Origin of the sequence: Fredinandcohnia onubensis (genome assembly GCF_002734285.1) — a bacterium.
Taxonomy (GTDB): domain Bacteria; phylum Bacillota; class Bacilli; order Bacillales; family Bacillaceae_L; genus Ferdinandcohnia; species Ferdinandcohnia onubensis_A.
This window is the reverse complement of record NZ_NSEA01000016.1, coordinates 63,166-79,286: the sequence shown is the minus strand read 5'-3', so window position 1 is coordinate 79,286 and position 16,121 is coordinate 63,166. Positions and strand designations below refer to the sequence as shown.

Genomic DNA, 16,121 nt, shown 5'->3' with positions numbered 1-16,121 from the left:
GAGAGTGTTTGAGGTGAGGGGGCGTATACCGTCTTCAAAGTTCCAGCAAAACATATGACGAATATTGTTCAAATACTACATCTTCTTCGTTGAAGCATGAACGCGTCTCATTTCACACTTCTCACATCCATATAGGGAGGGCGAGTAGTGTGCACGATTACATCAAAGAACGAACTATCAAGATTGGAAAGTATATCGTGGAGACAAGAAAAACAGTTCGCGTCATTGCGAAGGAATTTGGCGTTTCCAAAAGTACTGTCCATAAAGATTTAACTGAAAGGCTACCTGAAATCAATCCCGAATTGGCAAATGAAGTAAAAGAAATCCTTGATTATCATAAATCAATACGACATTTACGGGGTGGAGAAGCGACAAAGCTAAAGTACAAGAAAGAGGAAGAGCTACAAGAAGAACCAGTGAAATAACATGCCTGTGACTTTCTTTCTTGCATTTACGACATTTTCCTACAAAAAAATTACAAAATATCTATTTTATATGGTAAATTGTGATACAATATATTATTAGGAAAATAGATGCATTTTTGTTTAAAATGCAAGGAGGAAAGTTACTCAAATGTTAGCTAGGGATATCGGTATTGATCTAGGAACTGCAAACGTGCTCATACACGTAAAAGGTAAAGGAATTGTATTAAACGAGCCATCTGTAGTGGCATTAGATAAAAACACTGGCAAGGTTTTAGCCGTTGGTGAAGAAGCAAGACGCATGGTGGGTCGTACACCAGGAAATATTATTGCGATCCGACCTTTAAAAGACGGTGTTATTGCAGATTTTGATGTAACAGAAGCGATGTTAAAGCACTTTATTAATAAGTTAAATGTCAAAGGATTTCTTTCAAAGCCAAGAATCCTTATTTGTTGTCCAACGAATATTACTTCTGTTGAGCAAAAGGCAATCAAGGAAGCAGCTGAAAAAAGCGGTGGGAAGAAAATTTATCTTGAGGAAGAACCAAAAGTGGCTGCGATTGGAGCAGGCATGGACATTTTCCAACCTAGCGGAAATATGGTAGTTGATATTGGCGGTGGTACTACAGACGTGGCTGTACTATCAATGGGCGATATCGTTACCGCCTCATCCATCAAAATGGCTGGGGACACGTTTGATGCGGAAATCCTAAGCTATATTAAGCGTCAGTACAAGCTATTAATCGGTGAAAGAACAGCAGAGAATATTAAAATTCAAGTGGCAACGGTATTCCCGGATTCACGTAATGAAGAAATTGACATTCGTGGCCGTGACATGGTTACTGGTTTACCACGCACACTTACAATTAAATCTGGTGAGATTGAAAAAGCACTACGTGAGCCGGTTTCTGCAATTGTACAAGCTGCGAAAAGTGTACTTGAACGTACACCACCTGAGCTTTCTGCAGACATCATTGACCGCGGTGTGATTTTAACGGGTGGTGGAGCATTGCTTCACGGAATCGATCAGCTTTTAGCTGAGGAATTGCGCGTACCTGTATTAATTGCTGAAAACCCAATGGAATGTGTCGCAATCGGTACAGGCGTCATGCTTGAAAACTTGGATAAGCTTCCACGAAGAAAATTAGTCTAATACGTAATTGAGGACCTTTCCGACTCGGCAGGTCCTTTCTAACATTTCAACATTTTATTACGTGGCTAAAATTTACAGATGAAGAAATAGGAATTTCCTACTATAATAAATATAAGTATGGGTTTAAAAGGGAGGGTGAAAAGGACCAAGAATTTCAAGGCGGCGCAGCTTTGAGTACCGGAGCGTATGCAGTATATACGTGAGGAACGGAGAAGCAAGCCAACGCAGAAATTCGATGTGTCATTTGCAGCCGACTTTTTAAACATCCTATTATAGTAGTATTATGTTCGGATAGAAAAATGAGGTGAGTTCATGTTACGTGGATTTTATTCTGCAGCATCTGGAATGCTTGCTGGACAGCGTCGTACGGAAATGTTAACGAATAACATTGCTAATGCGAATACACCTGGCTACAAAGTGGACCAAGGTTCTTTACGTGCTTTCCCTGAAATGTTAATGCAACGTCTTGAGGGTATACAAAGTCCTGCTAAAAATGGTGGTACCCTTCGGACGGCGAGTACGATTGGTGGATTGAATACAGGTGTGTATATGCAGGAAATGACTCCACTGTTCAAGCAAGGAGATATCCGCGAAACAGGACTCTCCACAGATGTGGCATTAGTGGACGGAAATTTACCGATCAATCCTGAGACTAACAAACCGGGCTCTTTGTTTTTTGCAGTTCAAAATGCAAATGGTGATGTGAGATACACGAGAAATGGAAACTTCACGGTTGACCCAACCGGTTCTTTAACAACAAATGAAGGCTTTTACGTACTAGATGAGAATGGAAATCGAATCCAGGTCGATAGTACTCAATTTGAGGTTACAGCGGATGGCCGTGTTCTTGTAAATGGGCTTGCCCAAACGCGTCTTGGCATTGCTTACTCAGAAAATCCACAAAACCTAACTAAAGAGGGAAATGGATTATTCCGTACGAATGATGGTTTGGTGTTACCTAATGCAACGGCAAATCCTGAAGTATCATACACGCTAAAACAAGGATTTCTTGAAGGCTCAAATGTGGATGTAACCCAGGCAATGACGGAAATGATGACAGCATACCGTACATTTGAAGCCAACCAAAAAGTTCTTCAGGCGTATGATAAGAGTATGGACAAAGCGGTTAACGAGATTGGAAGATTATAAGAAAAGCCCTAAGTGTGCCGGATTATTGGCTTTTGAACTAGAGCCGATGACAGTTGGAGCTAGACATATTAGAAATGGTAGGGAGGTCTTCAGATGCGCTCGATGATAACAGCAACCAATACGATGAGTCAGTTACAAAAACAGCTTGATACAATTGGGCATAATTTAGCCAATACTGACACGACCGGTTATAAAAAACGCCAGGTCAACTTTAGTGAGCTTTTAACCCAACAGTTTAATAACCAACCAGTTGCTGCGCAGGAAGAAGGCCGCTTGACTCCAAATGGTGTTCGAGTAGGTGTCGGTGCAAAACTCGGGTCTACAAATATGATGATGACCCAAGGTGCGATAAAAACAACGGACCGTGAACTTGATATTGCCTTCACAAAGGAAAATCAATTTCTTCAAATAGTAGTCGATGAAAATGGAGTTCAAGTTCCTCGATTCACAAGGGATGGGGCGCTTTATTTATCACCAACTAATGACGGAACAAATCGTGTTGCTCTTGTGACAAGTGGTGGTAATCCTGTACTCGATCAAGACGGGGAACCAATTGCGTTTGTTGATGGGTTTAAGGAAATTCAGATATCAGCAAACGGGGAGATAACGGTTGTCCCTGAAATAGGTGCGCCGCAACGATTTAATCTGTCCGTTGTAGAATTTCAAAAACCACAGCTTCTTCAAGGAGTAGGTCAAAATCAATTTGCGTTACCTGATTTAGCGGAGCTTGGCATCGCAGCAGATGACGTATTCGTTTCTCTTCAAGGGGCCTTACGTGAACAAGTAAGTTTGCAACAAGGAGCACTAGAACAGTCCAACGTTAATTTAACAACCGAAATGTCAGATCTACTACTGACACAACGTTCCTACCAGTTCAATGCAAAATCAATCTCTATCTCAGACCAAATGATGGGGCTTGTGAACGGTCTACGATAACCGAAACTATTTGATAAAAATAGAAACCTACGGAATACTATAATTTAAGGCAGACAATCGCAATTCTTGGAACACCCTATAGATAAGGAGTAATCTCAGTGACTAGTGAACTAAACAATACACAAGTAAAATCGCGCGAAGATTTTCGAAAAACGCGTGACGAACAAAAGAATACGGAAAAAGAACCTAAGAAAAAGCGCGAATCAAAAATTCGAATTCGCTTAATTCCGATTTGGGTACGACTTTTGCTTGTCGTTGTTCTTTTTGCAGCCAGCATTTTAATCGGTGTGGTTGTGGGTTACGGAGTCATTGGGGATGGTAAGCCAAGTGATGCCTTGAAAAAAGAAACATGGCAGCATATTGTTGACATTGTAAATAAGGATGCAGAAAAATAAAACAGAGGGCCTATGCCTTCTTTTTTTATGGTTAGAAATTTACGGCTTTCCCGACGAAGTTTAGATTTTCCCCAACACTTGTATTATAATAGGCATAAGATACTGACTTTATTCAGTAAGTCCTTATATACATAGAGGAGGAAATTGTAAAGATGTACGATATTAATGAAATCAAGGAAATCATTCCCCATCGTTACCCATTTTTATTAGTCGACCGCATCCTTGAAATGGAAGATGGTAAACGTGCGCTAGGCATTAAAAATGTAACGGCGAATGAGGAATTTTTTAACGGGCATTTTCCTGGATACCCAGTCATGCCGGGCGTGTTAATTGTTGAAGCATTAGCACAGGTTGGCGCAGTAGCTATGCTAAAAAAAGAAGAAAACAAAGGCAGACTTGCTTTCTTTGCTGGAATTGATAACTGTCGCTTTAAAAGACAGGTAGTTCCTGGAGACCAACTTCGTCTAGAAGTCGAGATCACTCGTCTTAGAGGCTCTATCGGCAAAGGAAAAGGGATCGCAACGGTTGACGGAGAGCTTGTTTGCGAAACGGAAATTATGTTTGCACTAGGTGAAAAAACAGAATAAGGATTAACGTAGAAACCGGATGAAAGTGATCATCTGGTTTTTTTATTTGGTCAAATAAAAAAATAGAGATAAATCATGTAATTTTTTTGATACATTTTTATACTTCGGGGAAAGCTAAGCCAAGACCAAGTGGTCACAAAAATACTTAGAAGAAAACAGAAAGGAGATTTTGCAAATGAACAAAAAATGGTTCCTTAAGCTAATGGGATCTTTACTTGCTGTGTTTTTAGTAACCGGCTGTAACGCCGATGACCAAGATCCGCCTCCGGAGGATGATGGACTAGAAACACCGGGTGAGGATTTCAACAACGAGCTAGATAACGATGTAACTCCTGAGGAAGATGTTGTTCCTGGTGATAATGACATGAATAACATTGATAATGACTTAAATGGTGACGGAAATCTAATTGAAGATGACAATAATGATGGTGACCTAGACGTGGGTAAAGATGACAATGATGAGTTAGGTGACAATGAAATGGCTCCTGGCGGTGGCACTGGTGGAGACAATGGTGGTACTAACGGTGCAGGCGGAGGCAAATAAGTCTCTGTAGTCGTAAGAAAAGGCGGGATCGTGTCCTGCCTTTTTTAACTTTGTATCGTCTTTTTCTTTTCTTGTAGTCTGTTTTTAAATTCAGCAAGCAGGCCATCGCCTTCTAAGCCTTGCTTAATAAGATCGGTTAACACAATCTCAGCCATGTTGAGTCGAACTGGAACTAAGTTTCCGTCTAAAAGGACACTCACACTATTCTCCATTTCCTTAATGATCTTTACTTCACCCATTAAGGGGGCGGGATCATTTGATTTTTTTGAAATGGTTACTTGAAGATTAAGCTTTTCTTGGGCTTGTTTTGCTTTTTCGAAAATCGCCTTATACGGTTTTTCAATAAAAGCCTCCACAATCCAACGGTTTTCTCCATCCTCCCGATTAATGATTAATCCATCAATCAACGGAATATCCTCGACCCGTTCCGCTTGTTCGTCCTGATGAAGAACTTTAAGTGACACCAACTTAAACGTTTTCATATCCCTGACCCCCTTGTAAATCTTTCGTACTAATAAAGGTAGTTAAATTATAGCATATTTACTTGGTTATTATATGTAGAAGAAGAGGAAATGAATCTGAAAATTGTGTCCCTTTTTTAAAAAAATTGTAGAACCTTAGATAATTCTTGGGTTTAATCTATTTTCGATTAAAAAATGTAAAAGAGGTGTAGAGAAATTCGGTTTTTTATAAAGACATTCTTTGAATAATTAATTTTTCCTAATTTTACCTCTGTCGAATCGTGAAGTATGATAGCCCTGTTAGACTTAACAAAGGGGGAAAACATATGATAAATCAAGTAATTTTAGTTGGTAGATTGACTCGTGATCCAGATTTGCGTTACACCCAGGACGGGAAAGCTGTAGCGCATGTGACACTCGCGGTAAGCCGTAATTTTAAAACTGCGGGTGGTGAAATTAACACCGATTTTGTTAACTGTACACTTTGGCAGAAAACTGCAGAAAACACGGCAAATTATTGTAAAAAAGGTTCCATTCTAGGTGTTACAGGACGAATTCAAACCCGGAACTATCAAAACAATGAGGGCAAAAGGGTGTATGTGACTGAAGTGTTAGCAGACTCTGTTAAATTTCTTGGTGGAAAGCCTAGGGAGCTTGTAGAAAATTAAATATCCTTGATGTCTGAGTAGTAGGAGGTGTATGTATGAACAATGATGAGATTAAGACAATGAACGATAAGTTGAATAAGCTTGCTATGGGTATTGCATTACATCTAGAAATATTACAAGGTCAAATTGGAGAACGCATGGATCAGATTGATCAAAACTATAATGAAAGGCTTCTACAAATCAATCGTATTTTAGAAAGGAAGGTGTTGTAATTTGAGAATTGTAAAAAAGAAATTCAGACTATGAAAAGTCAACATATCCCCACTATTCATGTACCTCGCAGTAAGCAGCCTCAGTCGTCTTTTCAAAAAGGTTCCTCTAGAGATAGATGGATGCTCCAGTAATTCTTCAAATATTCGCCAATCATGGTCACAACATGGTTGGCCTTTTTCTTACTCTTATATTAGAACATTTGTTCTTGGTGGTCAATAGGTTATTTACATTTATTTCTTTTTTAGTGTTGACAGTTGAAGTGTATTAACCATATAATACATTCATAAGGTGTATTAAGTGATTGATACACCACGGAATTTTTTTATCACAGCTGTATGGTGTGTTTAATACAGTTGTCAAAATAAGCTTTCTTTTTGAGTTTGGTGTATTAACCCTTTAATACGGGGGATAAATTTTTTTAGGAGTTGGGTCTATGGATGTGAAGTTTAATAATCGGGATCCTGTATACGTTCAAGTCATTCAGTTTTTTAAGGAACAAATTGCGAAAGGCTTTTTTGAACCAGGTCAGGAGATTCCGTCAAGGAGAGAGTTAGCGAATCAATTGAAGATAAATCCAAATACGGCTCAGCGTGCGTATAAAGAAATGGAGGAACAAGGGTTGATTTTTACAGAGGGAAATTTACCTAGTCGCATTACGAAGGATGAACAAGTATTGAAGATGGTTCGTGAGGAATTGGTATTAGACGCAGTTACCACATTTATTCATTCAGTTCGGTCAATTAATATGCCCTTGCAAGAGGCATTGAAAATAGTTGAACAAGAGTACGAAAAGGAATAGGGGGGATTTGGGTGATTGAAGTAAAGGACGTAACCAAGAAGTTTGGTAGGAAAACCGTGTTAAAAGGCGTAAACTTCACTGCTGAAAAAGGAAAGATTACGTGTTTGATTGGGATTAACGGTGTTGGAAAAACAACACTTATGAAGGCGATTATGAACCTAACTCCAATTAATAGTGGTGAAATTCTCATTAATGGAGAAAAAATTCATAAAGGTAGCTATGAAAAAATTACGTTTATTCCAGATACAATCACGATGCTGCCTCAAATGAAAATTCACGAAGCATTCACGTTTATGGCAGATTTCTATGACTCATGGAATCAAAAACGTGCCGAGGAGCTACTCGAATTTTTTAGATTAAAAGAAACGGACCGAATCTCGGATCTATCAAAGGGAAATACGGCAAAGGTCAACTTAATCCTTGGACTTGCATTGGATGTTGACTATGTCTTGATGGATGAGCCTTTTTCGGGGATTGATATTTTTAGTCGAGAGCAGATTGCAGATGTGTTTACAAGCCATTTAATTGAGGACCGCGGCGTGATCATTACAACCCATGAAATCAATGATATCGAGCATTTAATTGATAAAGTCGTGTTGCTAGATAATGGCGTCGTGTTAAGGGAGTTCGATACCGAAGAAGTCAGGGAGAATGAAGGGAAATCGGTCATCGATGTGATGAGAGAGGTGTATAGAGCATGAATCGATTTTTGAAACTGGTCAATTTCGAGTTTTCTCGATTTTTAAAGCTATATCTTATTTTGCTTGGGATTACGGTGCTTGTTCAAATTGTTGGCGTAATAGTTGAAGCACGTAGATACGTAGGCAAAGCGAACAAGGCAATTTATGAGGATCTCCTATCGAAGAGTGATTTTATCTCACAATACGGTACAATGTCCTTCTTTAATTTTTCTGGCTCTGTTTGGTTTATGGGGCCGATTGTCCTCTCTGGAGTGACATTGCTGATTTATGTGTTCTTTATTTGGTACCGTGATTGGCTTGGAAAGAACACGTTTAGTTATCGTTTACTCGTTTTACCAACAGCAAGATTGAATATTTATTTAGCGAAGGCTACAACCATCTTATTATTTGTTCTGGGTCTCATTGCTTTGCAATTAATACTAATCACTATTGAATTGCAAATTTTACAGTGGTTAGTGCCAGAAGAGTTTCATGTTGATTTTCCAATCGCAGAAGTTTCTAACTTCCATTACTTAAATATTTTATTCCCTATGACAGTTGCAGACTTTATTCTCATATACGGTGTTGGGATTGTAGCGGTATGTGTCGTGTTTACGGCGATTCTATTTGAACGTTCATATCGATTAAAAGGGATTTTCTTCGGGATCCTTTATGCCGCAGTATCCATTTTAGTCTTTTTTGCACCGATATTAGTGAATGAATTTATCTTAGGTAATTATTTTTATGCAAATGAATTGTTCTATATGGAACTTGGTACATGCTTACTTACCCTTGCTGGGGCAATATGGATCGGAAATTACCTCATGAACAAAAAAATAAGGGTATGATAGGAGGTCGAATAGCATGAAACGATATTGGAAAATAATCTCGGTAAGTTTAATTACGGTGATTGTGATTGGTGCTTTTTATATAAATTCTAGTTTGGCTGATGAAAATATTGTAATCGGCATCGAAAAGGTAAGTGGAAATGAAGAAGAAGTAGAAAATATAAGGATTAACGGAGATTTTGGCGGTAATAATATTCATCATTCCTTACTTATTTCAAAAGATGAAACGATTAATTTAAGTAATCAATCGTTCATTGAACAATTGACAAGGACGAGTACGGTACCTGCGTATAATCAGCTAAAAGAAAAGTATAGCCATTTTATGAGAGGAAAAAAATACTTAACAAATAGCTTATATGCAGATGAGAATTTTGCCGTGTATGTAAATGTGGAAGGCAATGGAAATGGAAATGTCTCTAAAAATATGTATTTCGAAATAGAGATTTTAGACGTTAAAACAGACAAAACAACATCAATGGAGTTGGATCTTCCTAATAAAGACAACTATCATTGGGTCGATGTGATGGATGTCCAATCAATCAATAACGAAATTAAGGTCATAGCAAGAGGATTTCGCGCTGAAGGCGGTGAGGACCTAAATGTATATACTATTGACTTAGACAAAAAGGCCGTTAGTGATGAAACCATCTATGGATCACCAAAGATTGAGAATGGATGGTCAGATATAAGAGTCGTTGATGAATATTATTCAGTCGAACCGAAAAAATATCTGTTGTTCCAAGTGTACGCACATGAGGAGCCTGACTATGAAAATGAGGGTGAGATGGCAGAACCGAAAGTGATTGTAGATGAAATTAACGTTTATAACATAGAAACAAATCAAATGAAAAAGATTGAGCTTAGTTTGGAAGAGGAAGGCATGGGCATTGATTCATTTGTTATTAATGAAGCTACTGTATATATTCCAAGTCGATCTTCAAATGAAGTTGTAGTGAATCAGTATAATCTTGAGACGGAAAGCTGGGGCGAAAAGCACACCTTTAAGATAAAACATGATAAGGGCGAACATGATCCTTATATTAAGTTACTAAACGGAAAGATTTATATCATAAGTGTACTTAATGGTGAGTATCCACTCTCGATTAGTGATTTAAGCACTGGTGAGTCACTCTATGAAGGAAAACTTACCGTGAAAAACCAAACAAAAGAACAAAAAGACTACAAACTATACATTTACGAAATCAACAATTAGTAGGACACAGGGCCGTGTCCCCCAAAAATGGGTCACGGGGACAGGTCCCGTGTCCCACAATAAGGTGAGAAAAAATGTCGGAACAAAAAATTGAAGAAATCATTACGAATTACGGAACGGAATTACGATACGTGGCCTTTCGATATGTTCGAAATTGGGCAGTTGTTGATGATATTATGCAAGAAGTATTCTTGAAGATCTTCTTAAAATTGAATTCGTTTAGAGAACAGTCTAAATTGAAATCATGGTTATATAAAATCACACGTAATCAATGTATTGACTATCTTCGTAGTAAAGTTGTAAAAGCGACCGTTTTGGTTGATGAGATGGAGGATTTGCGATATTCGACCAATGAAATGGTGGAGAATGAAATAGTAGAAAGGTTCGAAAGAGAACGTCTCTACCAACAAATCGAAGCTTTACCTAAGGATTACCAACAAGCACTATCCCTCTATTATTTTAGTGATTATAGCTACAAGGAAATTAGCGATCTTTTATGTGTAGACATTTCGTTTGTGAAAAATAAGCTTTTTCGCGGAAAGCGGATGTTGAAGCAAATCTATGAAAGCTGGGACAATGAACCTGTCCCCTCGTCCCGCCAATCATGGGAAACGACGTGATTGGTCTTTTTTTATGGGAGTCTAGTGAGGTATAATTATCCAATAATGACAAATTGTTGGGGATGATTTGGTGAGGGTTGTAGTTTTGTTTGGAATATCATTATTGTTAGGAGTCTTGCTAGGGTTTTTGGAGCTAGGTCAACCAATAAGTATGACCATAAGTATGATTGTGATAGTTGTTCTTGGTACTTACTTATTTATTTATCCGATTTACGGGGAGAAAAATGTAAGAAAGATAGAGTCTTATCTTGAAAAACGTAGAAAAAACCCTGCATTTAAGCTCTATTACGGTATGGGTAATCGGATTGACCAAGATGTGCAGGAAGCGACAGAGTCCTTGCTTCGAAAATATAAAGATCCCGCAAGACAGGCGTTGTTTAAGACATTGCATGCCTTATACGAGGATGATATTTTGCGAGTGAAAAAGGACATTGAGGACATTCATCCCTCTCAGTATAAAGCCTATTATCAGGCAATTGTTGCTGTGGAGGAGGGGAAGTTGGAGCAGGCGGCTGAGCTTGGAAATCAGGTGAAGTCCGAGTGGATGAAGCATGCCTTGGCTTCTGGTATTGCAAAAAAGAAAGGCGATCATGACGAGTATGTGGCTGAAATCCAAAAGGCTTACGAAAAAACGCGTGGAATGCAGCGATATATTATATATAAGCAATACGAGGAAGATTTGAAGGTAGGTCAATAGAGTGGTTTGCTACGCAAGTAAGGGTTTCTAGAAAAAATTCGGGTGGTGACAACAGTCACCACCCATTTCATTTCTTTAGTTTTTCTTCAACTAGATGATAGAATTTTTGCCAAGGTTCGGTTTTGTCTTTGTGCTTTTCACTTGGCACAAATTTTTTGGTTCTTTTCTTAGGTTTGGTTGTTTTTTCTGCCAACTGAATCAGCTCCTTTGGTTTTTTGCCGTATGACCTGGGACAAGGGACCTGTCCCTGTGTCCCAGAGGCCCCTGTGAACCGCCCAATCTTGGGAAGGGACCAACTACTGTGACCCACTCTAGAACGCACCTAACAGTTCTTTTAGTTCAGTTGTGGAGAGTTCGGTGATCCAGTTTTCGCTGGTGATGATTTCGTCGTTGAGTGACTGCTTTTTCTCCAGCATTTCGTCGATTTTTTCTTCCAGTGTGCCGGTTGCGATGAGTTTGTGCACGTGGACGAAGCGTTTTTGGCCGATGCGGTAAGCGCGGTCGGTGGCTTGGTTTTCGACGGCTGGGTTCCACCAGCGGTCATAGTGAATCACATGGTTTGCTTCCGTTAAATTCAAGCCGGTTCCACCAGCCTTCAGTGAAAGAATCAAGATATTGTATTCCCGGTTCTGGAATCCTTCAATCATCTTGTCACGCTGTACTTTTGCAGCACTTCCGTTCAAGAACTTTACTGATTCGTTATAACGTTTTGAAAGGACATCCTTAATCATTTCACCCATTTGGATATATTGGGTGAAAATCAAACAGCTTTCGTTCTGGTCACGAATGTGGTCGACCAACTCAAGAAGCTTTTCCATTTTTGCAGATCGATCGTCTATATTTTTCGGAGCAGCCTCTTTTAAATAGAGTGCCGGATGGTCACAAACCTGCTTCAACTGCCCAAGCATTTTTAAAATCAACCCTTTACGCTGAATGCCCGCAAGCTGTTCGACTTGCTCCAATGTATCCTTCACCAGCTGCTCATAAATCGATGCCTGTTCAACTGTTAACGGACAGTATTCTTTTTGCTCGAGCTTGTCTGGTAAATTCAATGCAACGGCTTCATCATTTTTCGTACGTCTTAGTAAAAATGGCTTGATTAATCGCTGCAGTTGAGCAATAGTTTCCTGGTCATGGTCCTTCTCAATTGGAGACACAAATCGTTTTTGGAATCCTCCGAGACTACCTAAATAGCCGCGATTGATGAAGTCAAAAATCGACCAAAGCTCGGTTAAGCGGTTTTCCATTGGCGTTCCTGTCAGTGCGATATTATGGTCACTTTTTAGCTTGCGAATCGCACGTGATTGCTTCGTTTGTGCATTTTTAATGTTTTGTGCCTCATCCAAGCAAATTGTACCCCAGTCGTAAGCGGAAATTTCCTCATCATCTAAATGAGACAATCCGTAAGAGGTGAGCACGATGTCAGCCTCATTGACTTGTTGGGTAAACTCCTCACCCTTCAAGCGGTTCGAACCGTAATGAAGGTGAACGCGTAAATCGGGTCCGAATTTTTCAAGCTCCTTTTGCCAGTTTCCAAGCACAGATGTTGGGCATATGATCAGCGCAGGCTTAGCACCACTTTCTTTTACCGATAAAAAGTAGGCAATCATTTGAATTGTTTTCCCAAGTCCCATGTCATCAGCAAGGCAGGCACCAAAACCGAACTTTCGTAAAAATAAGAGCCAGTCGACACCTTGTTGCTGATAAGGACGAAGCTCACCCCTGAAGGTTTCTGGAATGGCGGCCTGTGGAATCTCCTTGATGTCCGTTAGCTGAGTAATCATATGGGACAAATGGCGGTTCAGTTCGATTTGAACGCCTGCGAATGCTCGTGCCGCTTCCTGTTCTTCGTGTTCGGCTTTTTCAGAAAGAGATAATAGCTCCTGCTCTAGGACATCGCGGATATGAAGTCCTTCTTTATTCGCACGTTCTAGAATCGATTGAACCTGTTTAATAAACGCAGGATCAAGCTTAATCCATTTACCACGGATATTGATTAATCGTCTTTGCTCGTTTACGAGCGACATGAATTCTTCTTCGGAAAGCTCCACACCGTTTGTTGAAAAACGCCAGTCAAAATTGACGATGGACTGCAACCCAACGAACGATTGGCGCCCGCCACCAGCAGTTGTTTTTACCTTTGCTTTAATCGCAAGCTGGGCGTCCTTGATCGCTTGCCACCAAGCTGGTAACAAGATTCCGACTCCAGCATCGATAAGCCTTGAGCTTGCTTCCGTTAAAAAGTCCCAGGCCTGACGCTCCGTTAACTGGTGAACGATTCCTTCCTCATCGCGAAGCCATGGAACAAGTTTGCACCACATCTCCTGGTCATTCGTGATTTTTTCCTCAAAAGGCGCCCATTCCTTTGGTAGATCCATATGTGTTTTATAGGGCTTTTTTTTGCTGCGAAGTACAGTTTGTAACTTCCACGAGCCATTGTCCATTTCCGGTTCCTCAATTTGGAGCATGACATCAAATGGAGTAAGGTCTTCCTTCCAACCAATCCGTTCGAGCCAATTGTTTTCATCAACGACAAACTCAGCTCCCGCAGTACTTTTTACAAGCGGGAAAGTTGAGGCAATTTCCTCCCAAGAGTCAGAGAGCGTGGAATCCGCTTGAATCCAATCGGTGATGGCTTCAGAAAACCACTCAGCTGCAAATCCCGTTACTTCAGTGCCAATCGGTTTCCAGCCAAAACGCTCTGATTTGCGCCAATAATCAAAGTCGGGCATAAAATCGCCTTCCTTAACAAGCGGTAGCAAGCTGCTCGAAAGCGCGTGATAGTGTTCGGCATTCTCGCTAAGCTCTACTTCGATCAGGGAATTAACCGGTAATTCTCCAAAATAGGTAAATGCCTGCCAGGGTGAAAGTAGAACGGCATCATGATGTTGAAAGTCGTTCTCTTCGAGGAAGGTCCCGTAAAAGGAGGCCTCATGCCATGCAAAGAGGTTTTGCTTCCAGTTTTTTATCCGAATCTCATCTCCATCGTCTGTGGTGCACCAAACATAAAATCCTTTTTCGGCAACCCATTCTGCATGGATTACAAATGTTTCTCCAATTACCATCATCTCACCCCTTTACTCCGAAATCATAGAAGCCCGAATCAGCTCCTGCTGGAAGGCACGTAATCGCTTGTTCATCGTGGCAAGTCTCGTAATATAGTCCTCCCAGACGTCTTCTTGTTTACATTTTTTATAATGAGTTCGGATCTTGCGCAAATATTTAACGGCTTTTTTATAGCTTGGCCGATTTTTACCCTCAATTGCCTTTGCAACGGCCTGGTGATAAAGAGGAAACAATGCACTCCGATCGTGGCTTTCAATTTCTTTTAAAATATAACGGTCTATTTCATCGATATCATAGCCGAGCATGATTTGCAGTTCGACCCATTTCCGGAATTGTTCAGTCTCAAGCAAATAGTCATTGTACTCGACATAACTGTACGGGAGGAGCTTTTTTACGGCATCCATATAAACCGTATCATCTTGTTCCTCGGCGTACGGCATTATGTTTTGTAAAAACAATCTTGTCATATGACGGCGGCCTTCATAGCTTTGGATGCCAAAAATAAACGTCCGAATGCCCTCTAAAGCATGTTCAATCCAAGGACGAACACGGTCCCAACTTTTTGATTCAGATAGATAGGAAATCCACCAGAAACTATAAGGCGTCGCATCGTGCCCAAGCTTTTTCATTGATTCGATTGCACTCGTATCATCCTTTAGTAAAAAGCGAAGATGGGCAAAGGCAATCTGGTGTACTGGATGATCGGTATCCAGGGCGCTCTGTTCGATTTCTATCCATTTTTTTTGATTAAAAAAGGTCGCCCATAGCAAACGGTACATTTGCATGCGCTCATATTGAAACATCGACTGACAAAGCAGTGTCTCACGAACTGGTTGGATGCTTTCCTCAAGGAGAGTATCAAAGGAAAATGGCAGTGACACTTTCTTCATTTCTAATGAATGATCAAGTACGATGTCTGTGAAATTATGAAAATAAGGCTTGATATACGTGTCCACCTGATAGTTTCGAACTTCCATTTGATCAAGCAGCTCGACTGTTTTACGAATGCAAAAAAGGGCTGCATGAATATGAAATAAGCGCTTGTACTCCTCAGAATAAGGGGCTTTTCTTTTTAATGTTTGAAAAAAAGAATGGTACAGCGTTGCGAAAAAGTATATCGTTTTTTCAGGGTGTCCTGATTCAAACCGTGCGTATTCCTTGTCAAAAAGGGCAAGCCAGCTTTCGAGTGAATTTTCCTTGTATTCCACACGCTCTAGGATGCTTCCTTTTTTTACAGGAATGGATTCAAGGGTAGGTTTCGGTTTACTGCCTTCTTTCCACTGCTCAAGCAAAGACCCGACTCGGTCAACACTCGCATACATATAGAAAAACAAAGCCATCTGGTGACGACAGAAAGCAGTAGTTGGGCACGAACAGCTGCTCGTTTCGAGAGAGTCGAGATCCAGTGTAACATCAACAGGTGTGACATCCTGAACGCGTCCTTCCAACTTCTGCCCGTTGTATTTTACATTATAAACACTCCCCTGACGGAAGAGGTTTAGTCCTTTTTTGATTAATGTCCGGTCAACTTCATTGTCGAATGTAATCATGCCCCGAAGCTTTTCGGAAAAATGCATGACCGCATCCTTTGGAATATCTTTTTGAAGCAAGCTAGTCTCACTCCCCATGTTGCATAGATTGATGAAATCACATCTTTTTATTATACCGTA

Annotated in this window: 19 protein-coding genes; 15 read left to right on the top strand and 4 right to left on the bottom strand. The window is 40.1% G+C overall.

Going from position 1 to position 16,121, the window contains the following annotated elements:
- The first annotated feature begins 149 nt into the window (after positions 1-149).
- The 7 genes from spoIIID to CKJ95_RS16415 all read left to right on the top strand — a co-directional run bounded on the left by spoIIID (position 150) and on the right by CKJ95_RS16415 (position 5,186).
- Positions 150-425 carry a sporulation transcriptional regulator SpoIIID gene (gene spoIIID, locus CKJ95_RS16445; protein WP_010677153.1) on the top strand — a complete coding sequence of 92 codons (276 nt, stop codon included), beginning with the start codon at positions 150-152 and terminating at the stop codon, positions 423-425.
- 148 nt (positions 426-573) lie between these two features.
- A complete protein-coding gene (locus tag CKJ95_RS16440; protein ID WP_099354544.1) occupies positions 574-1,575 on the top strand; it encodes a rod shape-determining protein in 1,002 nt (333 codons plus the stop codon).
- 312 nt (positions 1,576-1,887) lie between these two features.
- Positions 1,888-2,724, top strand: a complete 837-nt coding sequence (locus CKJ95_RS16435; RefSeq protein WP_099354543.1) for a flagellar hook-basal body protein — start codon at positions 1,888-1,890, stop codon at positions 2,722-2,724.
- Positions 2,725-2,817: 93 nt separating this feature from the next.
- A complete protein-coding gene (locus CKJ95_RS16430) occupies positions 2,818-3,660 on the top strand; it encodes a flagellar hook-basal body protein (RefSeq protein ID WP_099354542.1) in 843 nt (280 codons plus the stop codon).
- A gap of 98 nt (positions 3,661-3,758) precedes the next feature.
- A complete protein-coding gene (locus tag CKJ95_RS16425) occupies positions 3,759-4,055 on the top strand; it encodes a DNA-directed RNA polymerase subunit beta (RefSeq protein ID WP_099354541.1) in 297 nt (98 codons plus the stop codon).
- 152 nt (positions 4,056-4,207) lie between these two features.
- Positions 4,208-4,642 carry a 3-hydroxyacyl-ACP dehydratase FabZ gene (fabZ, locus tag CKJ95_RS16420; protein ID WP_099354540.1) on the top strand — a complete coding sequence of 145 codons (435 nt, stop codon included), beginning with the start codon at positions 4,208-4,210 and terminating at the stop codon, positions 4,640-4,642.
- A gap of 175 nt (positions 4,643-4,817) precedes the next feature.
- Positions 4,818-5,186 carry a hypothetical protein gene (locus CKJ95_RS16415; protein ID WP_099354539.1) on the top strand — a complete coding sequence of 123 codons (369 nt, stop codon included), beginning with the start codon at positions 4,818-4,820 and terminating at the stop codon, positions 5,184-5,186.
- Between the two features lie 44 nt (positions 5,187-5,230).
- Here CKJ95_RS16415 and CKJ95_RS16410 read toward each other — a convergent pair whose 3' ends face one another.
- Positions 5,231-5,668: a YwpF-like family protein gene (locus CKJ95_RS16410; protein WP_099354538.1), complete on the bottom strand. Its 438-nt coding sequence runs from the start codon at positions 5,666-5,668 to the stop codon at positions 5,231-5,233.
- A 305-nt stretch (positions 5,669-5,973) separates the two neighbouring features.
- Between CKJ95_RS16410 and ssb the strand changes: the two genes are divergently transcribed.
- The 8 genes from ssb (at position 5,974) to CKJ95_RS16375 (ending at position 11,385) form a co-directional block, all read left to right on the top strand.
- Positions 5,974-6,315, top strand: coding sequence for a single-stranded DNA-binding protein (gene ssb, locus CKJ95_RS16405; protein WP_099354537.1), 342 nt, complete (start codon positions 5,974-5,976; stop codon positions 6,313-6,315).
- Positions 6,316-6,350: 35 nt separating this feature from the next.
- Positions 6,351-6,527, top strand: coding sequence for a hypothetical protein (locus CKJ95_RS23490; protein WP_180271553.1), 177 nt, complete (start codon positions 6,351-6,353; stop codon positions 6,525-6,527).
- Positions 6,528-6,961: 434 nt separating this feature from the next.
- Positions 6,962-7,327 (top strand): GntR family transcriptional regulator, encoded by a 366-nt coding sequence (locus CKJ95_RS16400; RefSeq protein WP_099354536.1) that lies wholly within the window; start codon positions 6,962-6,964, stop codon positions 7,325-7,327.
- 11 nt (positions 7,328-7,338) lie between these two features.
- Positions 7,339-8,028 (top strand): ABC transporter ATP-binding protein, encoded by a 690-nt coding sequence (locus tag CKJ95_RS16395; protein ID WP_099354535.1) that lies wholly within the window; start codon positions 7,339-7,341, stop codon positions 8,026-8,028.
- Entirely contained in the window at positions 8,025-8,855 is an 831-nt protein-coding gene (locus CKJ95_RS16390; protein ID WP_099354534.1) for a hypothetical protein, read from the top strand. The genes CKJ95_RS16395 and CKJ95_RS16390 overlap by 4 nt, the downstream gene beginning before the upstream one ends.
- Positions 8,856-8,871: 16 nt before the next feature.
- Entirely contained in the window at positions 8,872-10,068 is a 1,197-nt protein-coding gene (locus CKJ95_RS16385; protein WP_099354533.1) for a hypothetical protein, read from the top strand.
- 74 nt (positions 10,069-10,142) lie between these two features.
- Positions 10,143-10,688, top strand: coding sequence for an RNA polymerase sigma factor (locus tag CKJ95_RS16380; RefSeq protein ID WP_099354532.1), 546 nt, complete (start codon positions 10,143-10,145; stop codon positions 10,686-10,688).
- Positions 10,689-10,758: 70 nt separating this feature from the next.
- Positions 10,759-11,385 (top strand): hypothetical protein, encoded by a 627-nt coding sequence (locus CKJ95_RS16375; protein ID WP_099354531.1) that lies wholly within the window; start codon positions 10,759-10,761, stop codon positions 11,383-11,385.
- 67 nt (positions 11,386-11,452) lie between these two features.
- Here CKJ95_RS16375 and CKJ95_RS23880 read toward each other — a convergent pair whose 3' ends face one another.
- The 3 genes from CKJ95_RS23880 to CKJ95_RS16360 form a co-directional block, all read right to left on the bottom strand.
- Positions 11,453-11,578, bottom strand: a complete 126-nt coding sequence (locus CKJ95_RS23880; protein ID WP_257215822.1) for a hypothetical protein — start codon at positions 11,576-11,578, stop codon at positions 11,453-11,455.
- A 118-nt stretch (positions 11,579-11,696) separates the two neighbouring features.
- Positions 11,697-14,450, bottom strand: coding sequence for a DEAD/DEAH box helicase (locus CKJ95_RS16365; RefSeq protein WP_099354529.1), 2,754 nt, complete (start codon positions 14,448-14,450; stop codon positions 11,697-11,699).
- A gap of 12 nt (positions 14,451-14,462) precedes the next feature.
- Positions 14,463-16,061, bottom strand: a complete 1,599-nt coding sequence (locus CKJ95_RS16360; RefSeq protein ID WP_099354528.1) for an SWIM zinc finger family protein — start codon at positions 16,059-16,061, stop codon at positions 14,463-14,465.
- Positions 16,062-16,121 lie beyond the last annotated feature (60 nt).

Bases quoted from the DNA above. Each gene is read 5' to 3' on its own strand.
- CKJ95_RS16440 (WP_099354544.1), top strand. From the start codon at position 574: ATGTTAGCTAGGGATATCGGTATTGATCTAGGAACTGCAAACGTGCTC.
- CKJ95_RS16435 (WP_099354543.1), top strand. From the start codon at position 1,888: ATGTTACGTGGATTTTATTCTGCAGCATCTGGAATGCTTGCTGGACAG.
- CKJ95_RS16430 (WP_099354542.1), top strand. From the start codon at position 2,818: ATGCGCTCGATGATAACAGCAACCAATACGATGAGTCAGTTACAAAAA.
- fabZ (WP_099354540.1), top strand. From the start codon at position 4,208: ATGTACGATATTAATGAAATCAAGGAAATCATTCCCCATCGTTACCCA.
- CKJ95_RS16415 (WP_099354539.1), top strand. From the start codon at position 4,818: ATGAACAAAAAATGGTTCCTTAAGCTAATGGGATCTTTACTTGCTGTG.
- CKJ95_RS16410 (WP_099354538.1), bottom strand. From the start codon at position 5,668: ATGAAAACGTTTAAGTTGGTGTCACTTAAAGTTCTTCATCAGGACGAA.
- ssb (WP_099354537.1), top strand. From the start codon at position 5,974: ATGATAAATCAAGTAATTTTAGTTGGTAGATTGACTCGTGATCCAGAT.
- CKJ95_RS23490 (WP_180271553.1), top strand. From the start codon at position 6,351: ATGAACAATGATGAGATTAAGACAATGAACGATAAGTTGAATAAGCTT.
- CKJ95_RS16400 (WP_099354536.1), top strand. From the start codon at position 6,962: ATGGATGTGAAGTTTAATAATCGGGATCCTGTATACGTTCAAGTCATT.
- CKJ95_RS16390 (WP_099354534.1), top strand. From the start codon at position 8,025: ATGAATCGATTTTTGAAACTGGTCAATTTCGAGTTTTCTCGATTTTTA.
- CKJ95_RS16385 (WP_099354533.1), top strand. From the start codon at position 8,872: ATGAAACGATATTGGAAAATAATCTCGGTAAGTTTAATTACGGTGATT.
- CKJ95_RS16380 (WP_099354532.1), top strand. From the start codon at position 10,143: ATGTCGGAACAAAAAATTGAAGAAATCATTACGAATTACGGAACGGAA.
- CKJ95_RS16365 (WP_099354529.1), bottom strand. From the start codon at position 14,450: ATGGTAATTGGAGAAACATTTGTAATCCATGCAGAATGGGTTGCCGAA.